Genomic DNA, 19,769 nt, shown 5'->3' on the forward strand with positions numbered 1-19,769 from the left:
ATGGCTTTATTGGAAAGTACTCACAGACGTAAAAACCCGCTAACGGGTCGTTGGGTATTAGTGTCACCACATCGTAATAACCGCCCATGGTTAGGCGCAACAGAAGCCGTTAACGAAAACGTATTACCAAAACACGATGAAAGCTGCCCACTTTGCCCAAGTAATACCCGTGCAAATGGCGACAGTAACCCAGATTATAAATACACACACGTATTTAGAAATGACTTTGGTGCATTAACGCCTAATGCCAGCGAGCAATTACAAAGCTTAGAGTCAGACAGTGATTTATTTATTGCCGACGAAGCCAGTGGCGAATGCCGCGTAATTTGTTTTTCTCCAGAGCATAATAAAACACTACCAGAGCTTAGCCAAAACGCATTGCACGAAGTAGTGAAAACCTGGAAACAAAATTATACAGAGCTTGCACAGCAGTACGAATGCGTACAAGTTTTTGAAAATAAAGGCGAGATAATGGGTTGTTCGCAACCTCATCCTCACGGCCAAGTTTGGGCTCACTCGCATTTATCAACCGAAATAGAAGCCGAAGATACCCAGCAGCTCGCCTATTATAAAAAGCATGGCACAGCTATGCTTGCCGATTACGCGCAAAAAGAGCAAGCAGATCAAACACGTGTTGTATTTGAAAACGAACATTGGCTTGTTGTAGTGCCATTTTGGGCAGCATGGCCGTTTGAAACAATGCTAGTAACTAAAGATAACATTCAAAACTTTAGCCAGCTAAACGATGCGCAAACAGACTCTTTGGCTCAGGCACTTAAAGTATTAACCACTAAGTACGACAACGTATTTAATTGCAGCTTCCCATACTCAATGGGATGGCACAATGCACCGGCTAACAGAGGCTCTGATGAGCAACATTGGCGTTTGCATGCCCATTTTTATCCGCCGCTACTTCGCTCTGCTACTGTTAAAAAACACATGGTAGGCTACGAAATGCTAGGCGAAAGCCAGCGCGATTTAAGCGCAGAAACCGCTGCTTCTATTTTAAAAGCAGCCAGTACAACACACTATAAAGATACAGCAGGACACACAGATGAAGCTTAACGAATTCCAACAACAATTTTTGTCACTGTATGGCGCGCCTGCTCAAGGTATTGCAGCAGCACCGGGGCGTGTAAACCTTATTGGCGAATTTACCGACTACAACGACGGTTTTGTTTTACCGTGTTCGTTAGAGTTTCGTACCCAAGTGATGTTTAAAGAGCGCGACGACAATATTATTACTGTGCATTCTTTAAATTACCCAGGCGAAAAAGACAGCTTTAGTGTTGATGAAGAAATCACTGAAGGCCAGTCGCAATGGGGTAACTACATTCGTGCTGTTACTTATGTTCTTAAAAGAGCGGGCTACACACTGCGTGGCGCCGACCTACTTATTGACAGCAACTTACCGCAAGGTAGTGGCTTGTCGTCATCGGCCGCACTAGAAGTTGCTGTAGGCGGTATGTTTAACCATATTGCACAGCTTGGTTTACCGCCAGAGCAAATTGCGCTATTTGGTCAAGAAGCCGAAAACGACTTTATGCATTGCCAATGCGGCATTATGGATCAGCTTATTTCAGCTAAAGGCGAGAATGGTCATGCACTATTAATCGACTGTGAAAACCTCGCAACCAAATCAGTTAAAGTTCCTGATGATTTAAATATTGTTATTGTTAATTCAAACTACCCGCGTAAGTTGGTTGATAGCGAATACAACCAGCGCCGTATTGACTGCGAACAAGCTGCTGTAAAAATGGGTGTAGAAACACTTCGCCAAGCCACCATGGCTGGCCTGCAAGCAGTAAAAGCGACATTAAGCGAAAACGAATATAAACGTGCACACCACGTAATTAGCGAAAACGACCGTGTAATTGCAGCAACTACTGCACTACAAAATAACGATATGGATGCACTTCGCACGCTAATGGCAGCATCGCATCAATCACTTAAACACGACTTTGAAGTAACCGTACCTGCAACCGATGGCTTAGTAGAAATTTGTAAAGAAGCGATGGGCGAGCGTGGCGCAGTTCGTATGACAGGGGGTGGTTTTGGTGGCGCAATTGTATGTTTATGTCGTGATGCGGAAGTACCACTAATTAAAGAAGCGGTAGAAAAGCATTACTTTGAACGCTTTAATTTAAATGCTGATATTTACGTATGTTCAGCGGGTTCAGGATTACAAATTACGTCTTTTTAAATAAACTTAAGGAATAAGCATGGCAAAGGTTAATTGGGGAATTATTGGGTGTGGTAATATAGCTCACACCTTTGCTACAAGCATTGCGCATTGCAGTGACGCACAGCTTATTGGCGCGGCATCAACGAGTATACAGCGCGCTAAAGAATTTGCCACACCGTACAATATTCAAGGCTATGAAAGCTATCAAGCTCTTATGCAATGCCCAAATATAGATGCTATTTATATTGCCAATACCCACGATCAACACTTTAAAACGATAGCCCAATGCTTAAAACACAATAAGCACGTGCTAAGCGAAAAACCAATCACCGTTAATGCTAAGCAGTTGCAAAGTCTCACTGAGCTTGCCAAGCAACAAAACTGCTTTTTAATGGAAGGCGTTTGGATGCGGTTTTTACCAGCCATAGTAAAATTACAACAACTCCTAAGTGAAGGTGTTATTGGTAATGTGCACAGTGTTAATGCCAACTTTAGTTTACCTGGCAGCTTTGCCGACACTCACCGATTAATGAACCCTGTAACAGCGGGTGGCGCCCTGCTCGATTTAGGTATTTATCCTATTTCGATTGCTGATGTGGTATTTAATAAAGCCCCTGAACACATCAACTCCTTTATACATAAAAGCACAACCGGCGTTGATGAGCGAAGCACTGCTATAGTTGATTACGGTAACGGGCAATTTGCATCTCTTGCCAGCGCACTGCAGCAAAATGGCCCAACAGAAGCATGTATTAATGGTGAGCTTGGCTATATTCGAATACCTCAGTTTGTAGGTGCACAAACGCTAGAGCTACACATAAAAGACCAAGACCCTCAGTACCTTGAATACGACTTTAGCGACGATGAAAACTTTAAGTTTGAAATTGCACATGTCACGCAGTGTATATTACAAAAACAAACCCAAAGCAGCGTGTTGCCCCTCAGTACTAGCTTACGAGTTATGAACATAATGGATACCTTGCGAGCACAGTGGCAGTTGCAATATAGCAATGTCGTCGAGTCGGCTGAACTGACTAATTAAAAAATAAAAATACACAACAAGGACACACAATGACACACACACTCAAGGCGCTTTCAAAAGCCATATTACTTGCAACGTGCAGTTTATCTGCCAGTGTAGCTGTTGCTGAATCTAATAAACCAGAGCAGCTATACCCGCCACTCACTAGCGAAGTACTGCCAGAGCTTGCAGCTAAAGGTAGCTACAATATAGGTGTGCAAACACTTGATTTAGTTAACCCTGCGCAATTTGACCCCGCTACACAAAGTCAAAAAGATCGTCCTTTAAAAGTAGAGGTGTGGTATCCGGCTGCAAATACAGCAAAAGCGCCACTTAGCAGCTACACAGATGAAACTCGCTCAGGTAAAGAGTTTACTTTGCAAGCCGATGCAATGCGTGATGTCGCCATTAATAATAAAGAGCACTACCCTGTGATAGTGCTTTCGCACGGTTATACCGGTTACCGTACAATTATGTACTACCTTGGCGAGCATTTAGCGTCGCACGGTTACATTGTGGTAGCTATTGACCATACTGACTCAACCAATGCCGATGTTGATTTTGAAAACGCACCGTTTTCTGGCTTTTTTAGCACGCTTATAAATCGCTCACGCGATCAGCAGTTTGTAATTAATTACTTTAATGAGCAAAACAACTTTGCCAGCAAGCAGGTAGATAACAAAAGCGCAGGTGTAATTGGTTACTCAATGGGTGGCTATGGCGCGGTAAATACGATAGGTGGTTGTTACGCTTTTAATGAGCAAACTACGGCTATGTTTACGGGTATGAAAGACCCAGCTCAAATTAAAAAAGTACAGCAATTACTAAACAGCTGCGCTGGTGGACAATACCAAAACCCAAAAATAGACCCTCGTATAAAAGCGATGGTGGCCTTTGCACCATGGGGCGGACAGCACGCTATATTTGATGCCAAAGCAATGGAAAATATTAAAGTACCTTCGCTTTATGTAGCCGGTAACTTAGATGACATTTCAGGCTATGAAGGCATTAAAAGTCTTTATGAACAAACAGGCAGCAAAGATAAGTACATGCTTACTTACAAAAATGCACGCCATAATATAGCACCACACCCAGCCCCTGCTATTGCACAAAGCAGCAGTGAGCTAGATATAGGCCATTACTATGAGCCTTCGTGGTCTATGCGCACACTAAACGAGACCAACAAACACTTTGTACTTGCCATGATGGATTGCCACGTAAAAGGCATAGCCAGCGAGTGTAAATACTTAGATTTACCACAAAACGGCGACCAAGCTGTTGTTGATGGTAAGCCGCTGCCACAGTGGCGCGGGTTTGATAATCGCTTTTCTACCGGTATGGATTGGCAACAAGCTAAACCTCACACCAAGTAATAATAAGCTTTAAGCGGTTGTTTTAATCAATAGCCGCATACGCCCTTAAAATAATGCAAAAATAAAACGCCTTTTATATAAAAGAGTTACCAGCAAATATTGGCGTGTTTATTTTTTAATCTGCTATTTTAAGAAAAAACCATTGCCATTAACTTCGGTTAAAGGCAATCTAGTCATATATAAGATAAGATAAATAACACAAATATCATGTCCAAATACATACTCTCAATTGATCAAGGAACCACAAGCTCTCGGGCCATCTTGTTTACAAAAGATGCAGACGTTTTTGGTACAGCACAACAAGAATTTTCGCAGCATTTTCCACAAAATGGTTGGGTAGAACACGACCCTAACGATATTTGGCAAACAGTGCTTAGCACTAGTCGCGAAGTGTTAACTAAAAACGATGTAAAGCCTGAAGAAATTATTGCCATTGGTATCACCAATCAGCGCGAAACCACTTTGGTATGGAACAAAAAAACAGGCAAAACAATTTATAACGCTATTGTATGGCAAGACCGTCGCACCAGTGACTATTGCGAAAGCCTAACAACTGATGAGCTTTGCCAAACAATAAGCGATAAAACAGGCTTACTGCTCGACCCTTATTTTTCGGCCACTAAAGTTCGTTGGATTTTAGATAACGTTGAAGGCGCACGCGAACAAGCCCTTGCAGGCGAACTCGCCTTCGGTACGGTTGACACTTACCTACTTTGGCAGCTAACTGGCGGTAAAGAGCACCGAACCGATGCAACCAATGCATCGCGCACCATGTTATTTAATATTCATACCCAGCAGTGGGATCAAGAGCTTTTAGAGTTATTCGATATTCCAGAATCTATGCTGCCAGAAGTAATGGATTCAGCTGACGAGTTTGGTTCAACCAGCGCTGATATTTTTGGCGCGCCAATTCGTGTTTGTGGTATTGCAGGCGATCAACAAGCTGCGCTTGTAGGACACGCATGTTTTGAACAAGGCATGGCTAAAAGTACTTACGGTACTGGCTGTTTTTTAATGCTTAACACTGGCGAAAAAGCACTGACCTCAGAAAACCGCTTACTGACCACTGTTGCTTATAGATTAAACGGCAAGCCAACTTACGCCATTGAAGGCAGTATATTTATGGCTGGCGCAACTATGCAGTGGATTGTTGAAGGCTTAAAACTACTTAGCCATGCTGGCGAAAGTGAGTCGATGGTTAAAGATGTACCGCTCGATCATGGTGTATTTTTAGTGCCTTCGTTTACTGGTTTAGGCGCTCCTTATTGGGACCCTAATGCACGTGGCGCTATTTTAGGGCTAACACGCGATTCGGGTATTAGCACTATTGTTGCTGCAGCGCTGCAATCAGTTGGCTACCAAACCAAAGATTTACAAAAAGCGATGGAGCGTGATGGCCTTCGCCCAAGTGTGCTTCGTGTAGATGGCGGTATGGTAAAAAATAATTGGGTTATGACCTTTTTATCAAATATTTTAGGTGCAACAGTTGAGCGACCAACAGTGACCGAAACCACCTCTTTAGGGGTCGCTTATTTAGCAGGCTTGCAAGCAGGTGTGTACGAGTCAACTGAACAGTTATCTAAAATGTGGACATGCGACCGTCGCTTTGAGCCCACCATGAGTGCCGACGAGCGTAACGATCTATACGCAAAATGGCAGCACTGCGTAGCTCAAGTCTGCTTAACGAATAAAAACTGCCCGCAGTAAATACTAAGTGGTTAAGGCCAGTACTTTAGCCACTTTGCTTTTCTAACTTAGCTAAATGCTAGATTTAAAAGGCATGTTTTACTGCTTTAAATTGAAAATGGATTGGCGTCAAAATTAACGAATAAAAAACTGGGTTTTCTATTGTCAAATGAAAACAGCAGCTTTATGATGCTTATGTCTTATTTATATTACAAATAAAAAGGTTAGCTCGGTGGAATTAGCAGATAACGAATATGACTTACTAGTCATCGGTGGCGGTGTAAACGGCACTGGAATAGCAGCTGATGCAGCTGGCAGAGGGTTAAAAGTTCTATTGTGCGAACAATCAGACCTTGCCTGTGCAACATCTTCAAACAGTTCTAAGCTGATCCACGGCGGTCTGCGCTACCTTGAGCATTACGAATTTAGATTAGTAAAAGAAGCGCTAGCAGAGCGTGAAGTGCTACTTAAAAACGCACCTCATATTATGTGGCCGCTAACCTTTAGATTGCCGCATCAAAAACACCTCCGCCCTGCGTGGATGATTCGTATTGGCTTGTTTATGTATGACAACCTAGCAAAGCGCGAAACACTAGCGGGTTCTCGAAGCATTAAATTTGGTGAAAATAGCGTTTTAGAACCCTCTATTACTAAAGGTTTTGAATACTCAGATGGCTGGGTTGATGACTCTCGCCTAGTCGTTTTAAACGCCCTAGCAGCGCAACAAAAAGGTGCTGTTATTACCACGCAAACTAAGTGTGTAAATGCTAAACGAGAGCAAGGTAAATGGCAGGTAACCCTTGAGCAGCAAAAGAGCAAAGCTAAATACACCATTTCTGCCAAAGGCATTGTTAATGCTGCGGGTCCTTGGGTAGCTAAATTATTTGACGAAGCACTAACAGAAAAATCACCACAAAATATTCGCCTTGTAAAAGGTAGCCACATTGTAGTGCCTCGCATTCACGATGAAAAACAAGCTTATATTTTACAAAATAAAGATCAGCGTATTGTGTTTGTTATTCCGTTTGAAGATGACTTCTCACTTATTGGCACAACCGATGTAGAACACAAAGGTGAAGCACAAGACGTTAAAATTAGTGATGAAGAAATTGATTACTTAATTGATATTGCTAATACCTACTTTAAACAACCGATTAAACGCGAAAACATAGTACATACCTTTTCTGGTGTACGCCCATTACTTGATGACGAATCAGTTAATGCACAAGCCGTTACTCGCGATTATAAATTAGAGCTTTCGAGTGATGCTAAGCAAACACCTCTACTGAGTGTGTTTGGCGGAAAAATTACAACTTATCGCAAACTTGCCGAAGCTGCGGTTAATAAGCTTGAAGATTTTTATCCGCAAATGAGCAATGCGTGGACCAAACATAGTCCGCTCCCTGGTGGTGATTTTAGCTCTGTAGAAGCACTTAAATCAGAGCTAAAAACAAAATACGAATGGCTACCTGAAATAACACTTAAACGCTTTGTACGCACTTATGGTACTCGTGCTAAACATATTTTAGGTAGTGCAACTGGGCTGAGTGATTTAGGCCAGGATTTTGGCCATGGTTTATTTGCAGCAGAAGTAGATTACTTGCTAAATGAAGAGTGGGCAGAAAACGCATACAATATTTTATGGCGCCGCAGCAAATTAGGACTACGTTTTAATGAGGCGCAAGTTGCTGCGCTTAATGATTATATTGAGCATAACCAAGCAGCTAAAAGCGCTTAACTATCAAGTTATAATAACTTCCTGTTAACCCCTTTATAATTTAACCGTTATAAAGGGGTTTATTTTTTTGACTCTAAATTAAATAAATAATTAAAGCCGCTAAGCGTCGCTGTTTTAATATCAAACTCAACACACTTCACACCTATTTGGTTAAGCGCCGTAGTAAAACACTTATTCAGCTGCTTTGTGCCAATCACCACAACTTGCGTATCACTTAATAATTGCCATTCGCTAGCATGGCGAGCTGCTCGTACATCGCTGCCAATTAATACACCCGACAAATAGGCTTTGGCTTGTACTGGCGTTAACTCCTTTGAAAGCTGGCGGGTACGCACACTAAAAATACCATGTGCCAAGTTACCGCTATCACTACCTAAAGTTAGCTCACAGCCTTGCTCAAATGCTTTAAAGTCAAACTCACCTTCTGCACAGTCGTTAGGAATTAAAACACTTTGATGACATAACAAATCATATAGCTCGCCGGTCATGGCTGTTTTAAAGCAAATGATTTCGCCATTATTTATAAGCACCCATTTGGTATGTGTGCCAGGCAAACAGAGTAATATTTTACCTTGTTGATACTCTGGGTTTTGCTTTAAAAACCCTAAAATTTGCAGCTCTTCGCCGCGCATTACATCAAACAAGCCATTTTGCAGCGTACACTTTGTGCCAGGTAACGCTTTAATAATATGCCCATCGCAATCAAAGCTAACAGCAGCATTAAGTAACCCTTCGGGATTAATTGGGCATTCTAAATAAGGTGTTTCGTGCCAGCCGATGCTTGAGGTAATTTGTCCTGCAATATATATAGGTAAGCTGCCATACTCTTGCTTCCACACCGCAATGGTGTCGATTAGGGTTTGCTCAAAATTTTGATTTGCCTTAACAACGCCAGGGCCATCACGTTGTGCTAATAGTTTAAGTGTTGATTGCGCTTGTACTTCGCACAAATAAGCGCGTAAATGGCTCGTGCCCCAGTCAACAGCAATAAAAAGAGATGAAGTAGCCAAGCTTTAAAGCCTCCCACCGTCAATTTTAATACTTTGCCCGGTGATCATACTGCTTTCATCGGCGGCTAAAAAGAGTGCCAAATTAGCAACATCTTCAGGAGTTACTAATTTTTTAAGCGCCATGGCTTCCATCCACTTAACTTGCTCTTCTTCGGTAAACCAGCTTGCTAGTTGACGGTCGGTAGCCACCCACCCTGGTAAAATAGCGTTAACGCGAATACCAAACTCGCCGTAATCGCGAGCCAGTGCCTTAGTCATACCAATTAGGCCTGCTTTTGCGGTTACATAGCCTGCCATTTGAGGTTGCCCCATAATAGCGTTAATAGAACTAAAGTTAATGATACTGCCCGCTCCATCGCCCTTCATAAAAGACATAGCAACTTGAGAGGCAAAAAATGCAGGGTTTAAGTTTATTTGTAAGCACTGATCCCAGTCTTGCACTGTAACGTCTTCGCTTGCTTGACGGCGATCGTTCGCTACATTATTAACTAGTACATTAATGGCACCAAAAGCGGCGCATGCATCCACAAGTGATTGCTGAAGTGCATGAGAGTCAGTTACATCAACTTGCCTATACCATAGTTTTGCATTGGGTAAATCACGAATAAGCGATTGCGCTGCCTTATCATCAATATCTATAAATGCTACTTTTGCATTTTGGTTTACAAAGGATTTAACCATTGCTCTACCAATGCCTGATGCACCGCCTGTAATAAAAATAACTTTACCAGAAAGACTATGATATTGAGCTAGGGTGTTCAAATTCAACTCTCCATACAGCGCATTTTCAATTTTATTTAAACCCTTTATAAACTTACATTTACAGTATAAAGAGCCAAACTAAGTCGTTATTGCTGTGTTAAAATATTTAGTTAATTAAAAGTTTATATCATATCCTTGAGTACATTAATATGATATATGATATATAATAAAGCAATATATCAACTCGGAATCCTGCGCAATGAAAAGCCAACCCCGTCAAAATTTAACACAACAATTAACCCACGATTTGGGTTTTGCTATTGTGCGTGGTGTTTACCCTGTAAGCGAAGGCCTGCCTTCTGAAGCCGATTTATGTATAAAGTATGATGTAAGTCGCAGCGCTACCCGCGAAGCGGTAAAAATGCTCTCTGCTAAAGGGTTAATTTCATCGCGTCCTAAGCAAGGTATTCGTGTATTACCTGAAAGTAGCTGGAACATGTTTGATACCGACGTACTACGTTGGATTTTAAGCAGTAAGCCATCACTGTCGTTATTAAAAGAGTTTACTCAAGTACGCGTAGCCCTTGAACCACAAGCGGCCGCTCTTGCAGCACTAAATGCAACTGCTGAACAACTCGCTGATATAGATAGTGCCTTAGCCCGTATGGCTGAAGCAGACGAAGGCTTAGACGACCCATTAGAAGCCGACATTGCTTTTCATACCAGCATATTAGTGGCCAGTAACAATCGCTTTTTTGTGCAGTTAACTGAGTTTATTAGTACAGCTCTTAGAGTAAGTATTCGTTATACAAACCACATTAAAGGTGTACCGGGCGCAGATGTTGCTAAGCACGCTGATATTTTAGAGACTATAAAGTCACGCGATCCTGAGCGCGCTAAAAAAGCAGTAGAAACAATTTTAGAAGAAGCACTACAGTTAATTGAATCTAAATTAGTGTAATGTTAGTTCAGCATATTATATAAATATTGAGTCCATCGAATTTACTCTTTGCAGTATATTTTATGGACTTTTTTATTGCCTATAAAACTTAAATTACAGGCATTAAAAAATCCGATATCAGTCTCCTGATATCGGATTTTCAATTATTTAAATCAGCTTAATAACTCGGGTTATTAACTAAGATAAAACGCCTTTTTACAGGCTAGAATTACAATCCTAATTTCTTCTCAAGATAGTGGATGTTAGTACCACCATTTTGGAAGTTTTCATCTGCAAGAATTCTCTTATGCAAAGGAGTATTAGTTTTAATTCCGTCAATTACTAGCTCGTTAAGTGCATTGCGCGCGCGGGCAATAGCTACGTCACGGTTTTCACCGTAAGTGATTAACTTACCAATCATTGAATCGTAATGTGGTGGAACCGTATAGTCAGCGTAAATATGGCTGTCCCAACGAATACCTAAGCCACCAGCAGGATGGAAACGTGTAATTTTACCCGGTGAAGGGATAAACGTTTCAGGGTCTTCAGCATTAATACGACACTCAATAGCATGACCACGAATAACAACGTCGTCTTGCGTGAATGATAATGGTTGACCCGCAGCAATTTTTAACTGCTCTTTGATTAAATCAATACCAGTAACCATTTCAGTTACAGGGTGTTCAACCTGAATACGTGTATTCATTTCGATGAAGTAAAACTCGCCGTTTTCGTATAAAAACTCAAACGTACCTGCACCGCGGTAACCGATTTCGATACATGCACGTGTACAGCGTTCACCAATAAATTTACGTGTTTCTGCAGTAATACCTGGCGCTGGTGCTTCTTCAACTACTTTTTGGTGACGACGTTGCATAGAACAATCACGTTCACCTAAATGTACTGCATTACCTTGGCCATCTGCTAATACTTGAACTTCGATATGGCGTGGGTTTTCAAGGAATTTCTCCATGTAAACCATGCTATTACCAAAGAACTGCTTAGCTTCTTGCTGTGTTAATGCAATTGAATCAATAAGTTCAGATTCGCTACGAACAACACGCATACCACGACCACCACCGCCACCAGCGGCTTTGATGATTACCGGGTAACCGATTCGTTTAGCGATTTGCATGTTACGTTCTTTATCATCTGATACCGGACCATCAGACCCTGGTACACATGGAACGCCTGCTTTACGCATTGCTGAAATAGCAGAAACTTTATCACCCATAAGGCGAATAGTGTCACCTTTTGGACCAATAAATACAAAACCACTTTGCTCAACTTGGTCGGCAAAATCAGCGTTTTCTGCAAGGAAACCGTAACCTGGATGAATCGCTACAGCGTCAGTTATTTCAGCCGCAGCAATAATGCGCGGGATATCTAAATAACTTTCAGTTGCTGATGGTCTACCAATACAGATGGTTTCATCTGCAAGCAATACATGCTTAAGATCGCGATCCGCCGTTGAATGCACAGCAACCGTTTTGATCCCAAGCTCTTTGCAGGCGCGCAATATACGAAGTGCAATTTCACCTCGGTTTGCAATGACTACTTTATCTAACATTAGAGTTGGCCTTTTAGGTTACGCTATTATTCAATGATGAATAGAGGTTGATCAAATTCTATTGGCTCGCCATTTTCAGCTAAGATAGCTCTTACTGTACCGGCTTTATCTGACTCAATTTGGTTCATCATTTTCATAGCTTCGATAATACAAAGCGTATCGCCAACTTTAACTTGCTGACCAACTTCTACATACGCTGGAGCTTCAGGAGACGCTGCTGCATAAAAAGATCCAACCATTGGTGATTTAACTTGATGGCCAGTAGGTTCTGCTGGAGCTTCTGCTTCAACTGCTACAGGAGCTGCTGCAACTGGAGCTGGTGCTGCTGGCGCCGGTGCATATTGCTGTGGAGCAAATTGCGGGTAACCAGGGCCTGCGCTCATGTTGTTACGGTTAATACGTACTGATTCTTCACCTTCAGTGATTTCTAGCTCAGCAATACCTGATTCTTCTACTAATTCGATAAGCTTCTTTATCTTGCGAATATCCATTACACGACCCGCCTGTTTGTTTGTGTGTTAATTTAAAATTAAATCGAGTTTTTCAACCGGCTCACAGCGGCATTTAATGCTGCGTGGTAACCCATTGCACCTAATCCACATATCACGCCTTGTGCCACATCAGAAAAATACGAATGATGACGAAAGGCTTCACGTGCGTGCACATTACTTAAGTGCACTTCAAAAAACGGAATATCAACACTTAGCAATGCATCACGTAATGCAACGCTTGTATGCGTAAATGCAGCAGGGTTAATTATTATGTAATCAACCGCTTGCCAAGCACTGTGTATTCGCTCAATGAGGGCTTGCTCACTATTACTTTGAAAATGTGCTAACTCAACATCTAGACTATCAGCGGCACTGGTTAGTTCGCTCATAATTTCACTTAGCGTTTGAAAACCGTATTTATCCGGTTCACGCTTGCCAAGCATGTTCAAATTTGGACCATTTATAACTAAAAGGTTAAATTTTGCAGCCATAATACGCGATATATCCTATAAGTAATGAGTTAAGCGGTTGCTAAGTAGTTTTTCGCTTTTAAGTAAGCAGAAAAAAGTAATGTAGCAACAAATTCTCACGTTAACCAACTATTATAGTGATTTCGATGTAAATAGCAGCAAAATACTGGTCTAATCTCTGTTTTGGGAACAGATAATTAGGAGGGAGTCGTAAGCCACTTGGTATATCCAAGTGGCTCTATTGCACTACTATTGTGCGCTGGCGCGCACTGTAGCAAGGTGTTTAGCAAAATCTTCTGCGTTTAAAAAGCCGGTTACACGTTGTGTAGTTAGCTCTTTACCTTGGGTGTTAAAAAACAAAATACTAGGTAAACCAAACACGGTGTACTCTTCCATTAACTCAATTGTTTTATTGTCACTGTTTGTTAAATCAACTTGAATTAGCTGATAATGGCTAAATTCACTTTGCACTTTGGCATCTGGAAACGTGTAATGCTCAAACTCTTTACACGCCACACACCAGTCAGCATATAAGTCGACCATAACCATTCGACCTTCATTACTGGCTTGCGCTACGGCTTCTTTTAGCTCAGCTAAATCCGCCACCTTTTTAAACTCATTACTTTGTGAGCTTACTTGCACAGCTTGTACTGGCCAAAAGTAGTTTTTAGTTAACGTAAACCCTGTCATAACTAATAGCGTTGCAGCAAACCATAATGCAGTTTTTAACTTGCTTTGTGTTTGGCTACTTTGCCAGTGATGTAGGTAAAGTGCCGTTGCTAATGCAAGCACACCAGCCATTAATAATATAATGTCGGCGCTGATTAGGCGCTCAAGTAATATAAGCGGCACAACAAGCATTACAAAGCCAAACAAGGTTTTAACTTGCTCCATCCAACCACCTGCTTTAGGAAGCAACTTACCGCCAGATGTACCAAGTAATAAAAGTGGTAACCCCATACCTAAACTAAGCACGTATAGTGTTAAACCACCTACTAAGTAATCACCACTTTGCGCAACAAATAAGAGCGCCGCCGACAGTGGCGCTGTAGTACACGGTGATGCAATTAGCCCCGACAGTACGCCCATTAAAAATACGCCAACGTAGTTGCCGCCTTTTTGATTGTTACTTACCTGAGTTAGCTTGCTCATCATACTGCTTGGCAGTTTAATTTCGTACCAACCAAACATCGACATAGCCAATAATACAAATAGTAAACTAAAGCTAACTAATACAAATGGATGCTGTAAATACCCCTGCACTTGCCCACCAAGCGCCGCAACAACTAAACCAAGCGCTGCATAGGTAACTGCCATGCCTTGTATATATACAAACGACAACGCAAACGCTTTTTTAGTTGAAAGGTTTTGCTGACCCGCAATTAAGCTCGACAAAATAGGAAACATTGGAAATACGCAAGGCGTAAAAGCAAGGCCTACACCAACAACAAAAAATATAAGTAAATTAGTTATTAAGCCCTGACTTGCTAACTGTTCAGTAAAAGTAAGTTCTTTTTCGGTATCATCCGAATTTGTTGTAGGTTCAGTAGCTGGCTCGTTGAGTGCTGCAAATGTGCTTTGCGCAGTTGCTGCTTCATCTGTAGTGTTATTTTGGTCTACATTTTTAACCTGTGCACCACTAATAACACTAAGTGGGATGCTGATTACTTCTGGTGGATAGCAAAGCCCTGCTTTTGCACAGCCTTGGTAACGAACTTTAACCACGGCGCCTTCGGTTATATTACTTAGCTTACTAATAACACTCGCGGAATTAAAAAAAACCTCTGTTTTACCAAAAAATTCATCTTCAATAATTTCGCCACGGCCAGAGTCGCCTACTTGAATGTTTGCACCTTTGGCGATAATTTCTATTTTCTTTTTATATAAATAATAGTCTGGCGCTATATCCCAACCTACAAACAAGGTACTGCCTTGCTGGTCAAAATCAAAAACAAACGCTTGGTCTACAGGTAAAAAAGTCTGTTGCGGAGGCCCAAGTAGATCACCAAGCACATTATTAGTCGCAGCCTTTACGGGTACAGTTAATAATGTAACCAACAATAAAAAGAAAAAACGCATTAATTCAGTACCTCGTCCATCCAATTAAAATACGCCAAATTACCGGTTGAAACTTCTACAACCTGAATCTCCGGCACTTCGTAGCTATGTAGCTCTTTTATTGTTAAAAACACATCGTTCATTTTATCTGCTTTTGTTTTTATAAGTAGCTTGGCTTCAGTTGCTTCTGCTACTTCGCCCTCCCACATATAAATAGAGCCCATGTTAGGTAAAATATTTACACAAGCTGCTAGCTTTTTTTCTACCAACGCCCTTGCTAGGCTGCGTGCTTCTGCTTCGTCTTTGCAAGTCGTAAAAATCATTTTAAAATGCGTAGTCATTATGAACCTATTCTTATTGGACAGTGTCTAGCTTCATAGTATCTGATAGCCGATACAATGTGTAGACGCTTAAATATCAGTAAAATGACTATACCTATGCCCTAACCTTGAAAAGAGACCTAGTCACCCTCATTTATATTTCATCAACTCTTTTGAGTGTCATTATTTAGAGAGCGCTATGTTTAGATTTTTATTTGTGTTGTTTATCATCATCCCTATTATCGAAATCGCTTTGCTGATTCAAGTAAGCGACGTGATTGGCGGATTTGCAACAATTGCACTTGTGGTTATTACTGCGATTTTAGGTGCCAAAATGGTTAAAACACAGGGTATGGGTGCGCTGCAAAACGTACAAGCGCAAATGGCGCAAGGACAAATGCCAGCCAAAGAATTATTTACCGGAATATGCGTTGTAATTGCAGGGGTATTATTACTTACTCCTGGCATTATGACCGACGTGTTTGGGTTACTATTATTAACGCCTGCAATTCGTAACAAACTGGCCGCAGGCCTTGCTAGCCAAGCAACTGTTAGAATGAGCGCAGGTAGGCAACAAGGGCCATCGCCGTTTGCTGGGCAGCAACATGCTGAACGAGAGCAAGGGCAAATGGAACGACCAACGACTATTGATGGCGAATATGAGCGAAAAGATTAAAAATTTATCATTTTTTCTCTTGGAATTTTACACTCTACCCCCATTAATGAATGCAAATTAGAAAAGCTTTTTTCTGTACTGTTCAGAAACTGTTAGGAGAACTAAAAAACATGAACATTCGTCCTTTACAAGATCGCGTAATCGTTAAACGTCTAGAAGAAGAAACAAAATCTGCTGGCGGTATTGTATTAACTGGCTCTGCAGCTGAAAAATCAACTCGCGGAGAAGTTGTAGCCGTAGGTAATGGTCGCGTTTTAGATAACGGTGACGTGAGAGCGTTAGAAGTTAAAGCCGGTGACACTGTGTTATTTGGCTCATATGTTGAAAAAGTTGAAAAGATCGAAGGTCAAGAGTACCTGATCATGCGTGAAGATAATATTTTAGGCATTGTAGGCTAAACCTACTTTTCGTTTATAAACATTTAAGAATTTAGAGGAATTTAAAACATGGCAGCAAAAGAAGTACTTTTTGCAGGTGACGCACGCGCTAAAATGCTAACTGGCGTAAACATCCTGGCAAACGCAGTAAAAGTTACATTAGGTCCTAAAGGCCGTAACGTTGTACTAGACAAATCATTTGGCTCTCCAGTTATCACTAAAGATGGTGTATCTGTAGCAAAAGAAATCGAACTTGAAGACAAGTTTGAAAACATGGGCGCACAAATGGTTAAAGAAGTTGCATCTAAAGCAAATGATGCAGCCGGCGATGGTACAACTACCGCTACAGTACTTGCACAGTCTATTGTTAATGAAGGCCTTAAAGCTGTTGCAGCAGGCATGAATCCAATGGATCTTAAGCGCGGCATCGACAAAGCAGTTATTGCTGCTGTTGCAGAGCTTAAAGCGTTATCTGTTCCTTGTTCTGATACTAAAGCAATTGCACAAGTAGGTACTATTTCTGCTAACTCTGATCAAGAGATTGGTAATATCATTGCTCAAGCAATGGAAAAAGTAGGCCGCAACAGTGGTGTTATTACTGTAGAAGAAGGTCAATCACTTGAAAACGAACTAGATGTTGTTGAAGGCATGCAGTTTGACCGTGGTTACTTATCTCCTTACTTTATCAACAGCCCAGAAAAAGGCACTGTTGAGCTTGATAACCCATTTATTTTACTTGTAGATAAAAAAATATCTAACATCCGCGAATTATTACCAACATTAGAAGCGGTTGCTAAAGCAAGTAAACCACTACTAATCATTGCAGAAGACCTTGAAGGCGAAGCACTAGCTACATTAGTAGTTAATAACATGCGCGGTATTGTTAAAGTATCAGCTGTTAAAGCACCTGGCTTTGGCGATCGTCGTAAAGCAATGCTACAAGATATTGCTGTATTAACTGGCGGTACTGTTATTTCTGAAGAAATCGGCTTAGAGCTTGAAAAAGCAACAGTTGAAGACCTAGGTACAGCTAAGCGCGTAATTATCACTAAAGATGATACAACTATCATTGATGGTGCTGGCGAAGAAGCGGGTATTACTGGTCGTGTTTCTCAAATTAAAGCACAAATTGAAGAAGCTACATCTGACTACGATAAAGAAAAACTTCAAGAGCGCATGGCTAAACTAGCTGGCGGTGTTGCAGTTATCAAAGTAGGTGCTGCTACTGAAATCGAAATGAAAGAGAAAAAAGACCGCGTTGAAGATGCATTAAATGCAACTCGTGCAGCGGTTGAAGAAGGCGTAGTACCTGGCGGCGGTGTTGCACTTGTACGTGCTGCTAGCAAGCTAGTTGATTTAGTTGGCGACAACGAAGATCAAAACCACGGTATTAAAGTTGCACTTCGTGCGATGGAAGCACCACTTCGTCAAATCGTAACTAACGCAGGCGACGAAGCATCAGTTGTAATTAACGCAGTTAAAGGCGGCGATGGTAACTACGGTTACAACGCAGCAACTGGCGAATACAACGACATGATTGAAATGGGTATCCTAGATCCAACCAAAGTAACACGCTCTGCATTACAATTTGCAGGGTCTATTGCCGGTCTAATGATCACTACTGAAGCAATGGTAGCTGAAATCCCGAAAGATGAAGCTGGTGCACCTGATATGGGTGGCATGGGCGGAATGGGTGGTATGGGCGGAATGATGTGATAAACATCACCGTTTAAGCACCTCGCTTATATAAAAAACCAGCTTCGGCTGGTTTTTTGCTTTTTAGAATAAAAATCATTGATATTGTTTAATTTATACCCATACCTAAGTTGCGTATAACTAAGATTTATATTAAATGGATTTATTAAATAATAACGAAATATTCATCTTCTTTGTTTTTGTTGCTCTTGTGACTGGGTTATTTTCATTCGTAGTTTGGGCTATGCTCAAAATGGTCACGTGGGGTAAAAGTATGTCTAAGGGGGCTTATTTATTTTTAGCATTCTTTCCGCTTATTTCTATTATTCCTATCCCACCACCTACATACGAAAATGTACAAAAAGCAAAACAAGAACAAAGAAAACGCAAAGAAGACTCAGGTGATCCACCCGATGATGAAGACGAACTCGTAAGTTAATTCATATTACATACTGCGGGCATATACCCTACTTGATCGTTTGCTAAATATGATAAAAAGCACATTTATTTAATAGTACGGAGTAAACCAAACATGACTAACGTTCAACAGCATATCGGCAGCATTGCATTAGTTGTTAAGGACTACGGCGATGCCATTGAGTTTTATACTCAAAAGCTCAACTTTGAGTTAGTAGAGGATACTGATTTAGGTGATAGTAAACGTTGGGTATTAATTTCACCTCCAAATTCAAACGGAGCTAATTCGAGCAGAACTAATCTACTGCTTGCTAAAGCCACAACGCCCGAACAAATTAGCGCTATTGGTAATCAAACGGGTGGTCGCGTGTTTTTATTTTTGCATACTAATGATTTCTGGCGAGATTATAATTTAATGCTTTCTAAAGGCGTTACATTTAACGAAGAGCCTAGAGTAGAACCCTATGGCACCGTAGTGGTTTTTGAAGACCTATATGGTACAAAATGGGATTTATTACAGCTTAATAATCAGTGAGATAAAGTGACGCTTAAACTCACGTCACTTTATTAACTAACTCTCTTACAATTGCGAATAAATCACTGGGTAGCATTCCCCTTTGCCCATCTCGCTCACTTGCGATATCACCGGCTTTAGCGTGCAGTGTTACGCCATAGCGTGCTGCTTCATCAATAGTTAAACCTTGAGCAAGTAATGCCCCAATAATACCAGTGAGTACATCGCCACTACCGCCAACGGCCAGTGCTGGGTTGCCATCTTCACACACCCACGTGTGCTGGGCATTATCTATTAATGTTCCTGCGCCTTTTAATACACAAGTCGCGTTATAGCGCTTGGCGCAAAGGCGGGCATAATTAAAGCGGTCTGATTCTATGTCGCTGGTACTAACACTTAGCAGATACCATCTCTCATTTTAAGCTTCAAGGCCGTATTTAACTTTCTTGGAGCTTAAACGCTTCCTGGTTTTTTATTACACCAAAACATATATGAATTAGCTTTCGCATATTTGCACACACAGCTT

At 41.3% G+C, this 19,769-nt stretch carries 19 protein-coding genes and 1 pseudogene; 12 read left to right on the forward strand and 8 right to left on the reverse strand.

Translation table 11 applies throughout. The annotated features are described in order from the left end of the window. From H5159_RS18025 to glpD, 6 genes are all read left to right on the forward strand, one after another. Nucleotides 1–1,065, forward strand: a complete 1,065-nt coding sequence (locus H5159_RS18025; RefSeq protein ID WP_182716030.1) for a UDP-glucose--hexose-1-phosphate uridylyltransferase — start codon at nucleotides 1–3, stop codon at nucleotides 1,063–1,065. Continuing rightward, on the forward strand, nucleotides 1,055–2,203 hold the full coding sequence (galK, locus tag H5159_RS18030) for a galactokinase (RefSeq protein ID WP_182780794.1): 1,149 nt from the start codon (nucleotides 1,055–1,057) through the stop codon (nucleotides 2,201–2,203). Before H5159_RS18025 ends, galK begins: the two co-directional genes overlap by 11 nt. A 19-nt stretch (nucleotides 2,204–2,222) precedes the next feature. Further along, nucleotides 2,223–3,227 (forward strand): Gfo/Idh/MocA family protein, encoded by a 1,005-nt coding sequence (locus tag H5159_RS18035; protein WP_182780795.1) that lies wholly within the window; start codon nucleotides 2,223–2,225, stop codon nucleotides 3,225–3,227. Between the two features lie 29 nt (nucleotides 3,228–3,256). Then, nucleotides 3,257–4,579, forward strand: a complete 1,323-nt coding sequence (locus H5159_RS18040; protein WP_182780796.1) for a dienelactone hydrolase family protein — start codon at nucleotides 3,257–3,259, stop codon at nucleotides 4,577–4,579. A 207-nt stretch (nucleotides 4,580–4,786) separates the two neighbouring features. Further along, nucleotides 4,787–6,286 (forward strand): glycerol kinase GlpK, encoded by a 1,500-nt coding sequence (glpK, locus tag H5159_RS18045; protein WP_033013631.1) that lies wholly within the window; start codon nucleotides 4,787–4,789, stop codon nucleotides 6,284–6,286. Nucleotides 6,287–6,497: 211 nt separating this feature from the next. Further along, entirely contained in the window at nucleotides 6,498–8,003 is a 1,506-nt protein-coding gene (gene glpD, locus H5159_RS18050) for a glycerol-3-phosphate dehydrogenase (RefSeq protein ID WP_182780797.1), read from the forward strand. Nucleotides 8,004–8,062: 59 nt separating this feature from the next. Here the strand turns inward: glpD and H5159_RS18055 are convergent, their stop codons facing one another. After that, a complete protein-coding gene (locus tag H5159_RS18055; RefSeq protein ID WP_165723681.1) occupies nucleotides 8,063–9,013 on the reverse strand; it encodes a 2-dehydro-3-deoxygalactonokinase in 951 nt (316 codons plus the stop codon). A gap of 3 nt (nucleotides 9,014–9,016) precedes the next feature. Then, nucleotides 9,017–9,775 (reverse strand): SDR family NAD(P)-dependent oxidoreductase, encoded by a 759-nt coding sequence (locus H5159_RS18060; protein ID WP_002958845.1) that lies wholly within the window; start codon nucleotides 9,773–9,775, stop codon nucleotides 9,017–9,019. Nucleotides 9,776–9,974: 199 nt separating this feature from the next. Here H5159_RS18060 and H5159_RS18065 point away from each other — a divergent pair, with 199 nt between their 5' ends. Next, complete coding sequence (locus H5159_RS18065) at nucleotides 9,975–10,676, forward strand: FadR/GntR family transcriptional regulator (protein ID WP_024596672.1); 702 nt, start codon at nucleotides 9,975–9,977, stop codon at nucleotides 10,674–10,676. 208 nt (nucleotides 10,677–10,884) lie between these two features. Here H5159_RS18065 and accC read toward each other — a convergent pair whose 3' ends face one another. From accC to cutA, 5 genes are all read right to left on the reverse strand, one after another. Next, a complete protein-coding gene (gene accC / locus H5159_RS18070) occupies nucleotides 10,885–12,225 on the reverse strand; it encodes an acetyl-CoA carboxylase biotin carboxylase subunit (protein WP_002958843.1) in 1,341 nt (446 codons plus the stop codon). A 26-nt stretch (nucleotides 12,226–12,251) separates the two neighbouring features. Beyond that, nucleotides 12,252–12,716 (reverse strand): acetyl-CoA carboxylase biotin carboxyl carrier protein, encoded by a 465-nt coding sequence (gene accB, locus H5159_RS18075; protein ID WP_182780798.1) that lies wholly within the window; start codon nucleotides 12,714–12,716, stop codon nucleotides 12,252–12,254. Nucleotides 12,717–12,754: 38 nt separating this feature from the next. Next, entirely contained in the window at nucleotides 12,755–13,207 is a 453-nt protein-coding gene (gene aroQ / locus H5159_RS18080; RefSeq protein WP_002958841.1) for a type II 3-dehydroquinate dehydratase, read from the reverse strand. A 228-nt stretch (nucleotides 13,208–13,435) separates the two neighbouring features. Beyond that, entirely contained in the window at nucleotides 13,436–15,265 is a 1,830-nt protein-coding gene (locus H5159_RS18085) for a protein-disulfide reductase DsbD (RefSeq protein ID WP_182780799.1), read from the reverse strand. Further along, nucleotides 15,265–15,585 (reverse strand): divalent-cation tolerance protein CutA, encoded by a 321-nt coding sequence (gene cutA / locus H5159_RS18090; protein WP_002958839.1) that lies wholly within the window; start codon nucleotides 15,583–15,585, stop codon nucleotides 15,265–15,267. Before cutA ends, H5159_RS18085 begins: the two co-directional genes overlap by 1 nt. Nucleotides 15,586–15,763: 178 nt before the next feature. Here cutA and H5159_RS18095 point away from each other — a divergent pair, with 178 nt between their 5' ends. From H5159_RS18095 to H5159_RS18115, 5 genes are all read left to right on the forward strand, one after another. Then, complete coding sequence (locus H5159_RS18095) at nucleotides 15,764–16,240, forward strand: FxsA family protein (RefSeq protein WP_002958838.1); 477 nt, start codon at nucleotides 15,764–15,766, stop codon at nucleotides 16,238–16,240. 110 nt (nucleotides 16,241–16,350) lie between these two features. Next, nucleotides 16,351–16,638, forward strand: a complete 288-nt coding sequence (locus H5159_RS18100) for a co-chaperone GroES (RefSeq protein WP_002958836.1) — start codon at nucleotides 16,351–16,353, stop codon at nucleotides 16,636–16,638. 48 nt (nucleotides 16,639–16,686) lie between these two features. Beyond that, nucleotides 16,687–18,333, forward strand: coding sequence for a chaperonin GroEL (gene groL / locus H5159_RS18105; protein ID WP_182780800.1), 1,647 nt, complete (start codon nucleotides 16,687–16,689; stop codon nucleotides 18,331–18,333). A gap of 136 nt (nucleotides 18,334–18,469) precedes the next feature. Beyond that, entirely contained in the window at nucleotides 18,470–18,751 is a 282-nt protein-coding gene (locus H5159_RS18110; protein ID WP_024596674.1) for a hypothetical protein, read from the forward strand. A 93-nt stretch (nucleotides 18,752–18,844) separates the two neighbouring features. Further along, nucleotides 18,845–19,264: a VOC family protein gene (locus H5159_RS18115; RefSeq protein WP_182720184.1), complete on the forward strand. Its 420-nt coding sequence runs from the start codon at nucleotides 18,845–18,847 to the stop codon at nucleotides 19,262–19,264. A 19-nt stretch (nucleotides 19,265–19,283) separates the two neighbouring features. On the opposite strand, the pseudogene H5159_RS18120 reads toward H5159_RS18115, so the two are convergent. After that, nucleotides 19,284–19,646: pseudogene (locus H5159_RS18120) on the reverse strand (NAD(P)H-hydrate dehydratase); the annotation flags it as partial. Between the last annotated feature and the right edge of the window lie 123 nt (nucleotides 19,647–19,769).

Source organism: Pseudoalteromonas sp. SG43-1, from assembly GCF_014164415.1.
GTDB classification, from domain to species: domain Bacteria; phylum Pseudomonadota; class Gammaproteobacteria; order Enterobacterales; family Alteromonadaceae; genus Pseudoalteromonas; species Pseudoalteromonas distincta.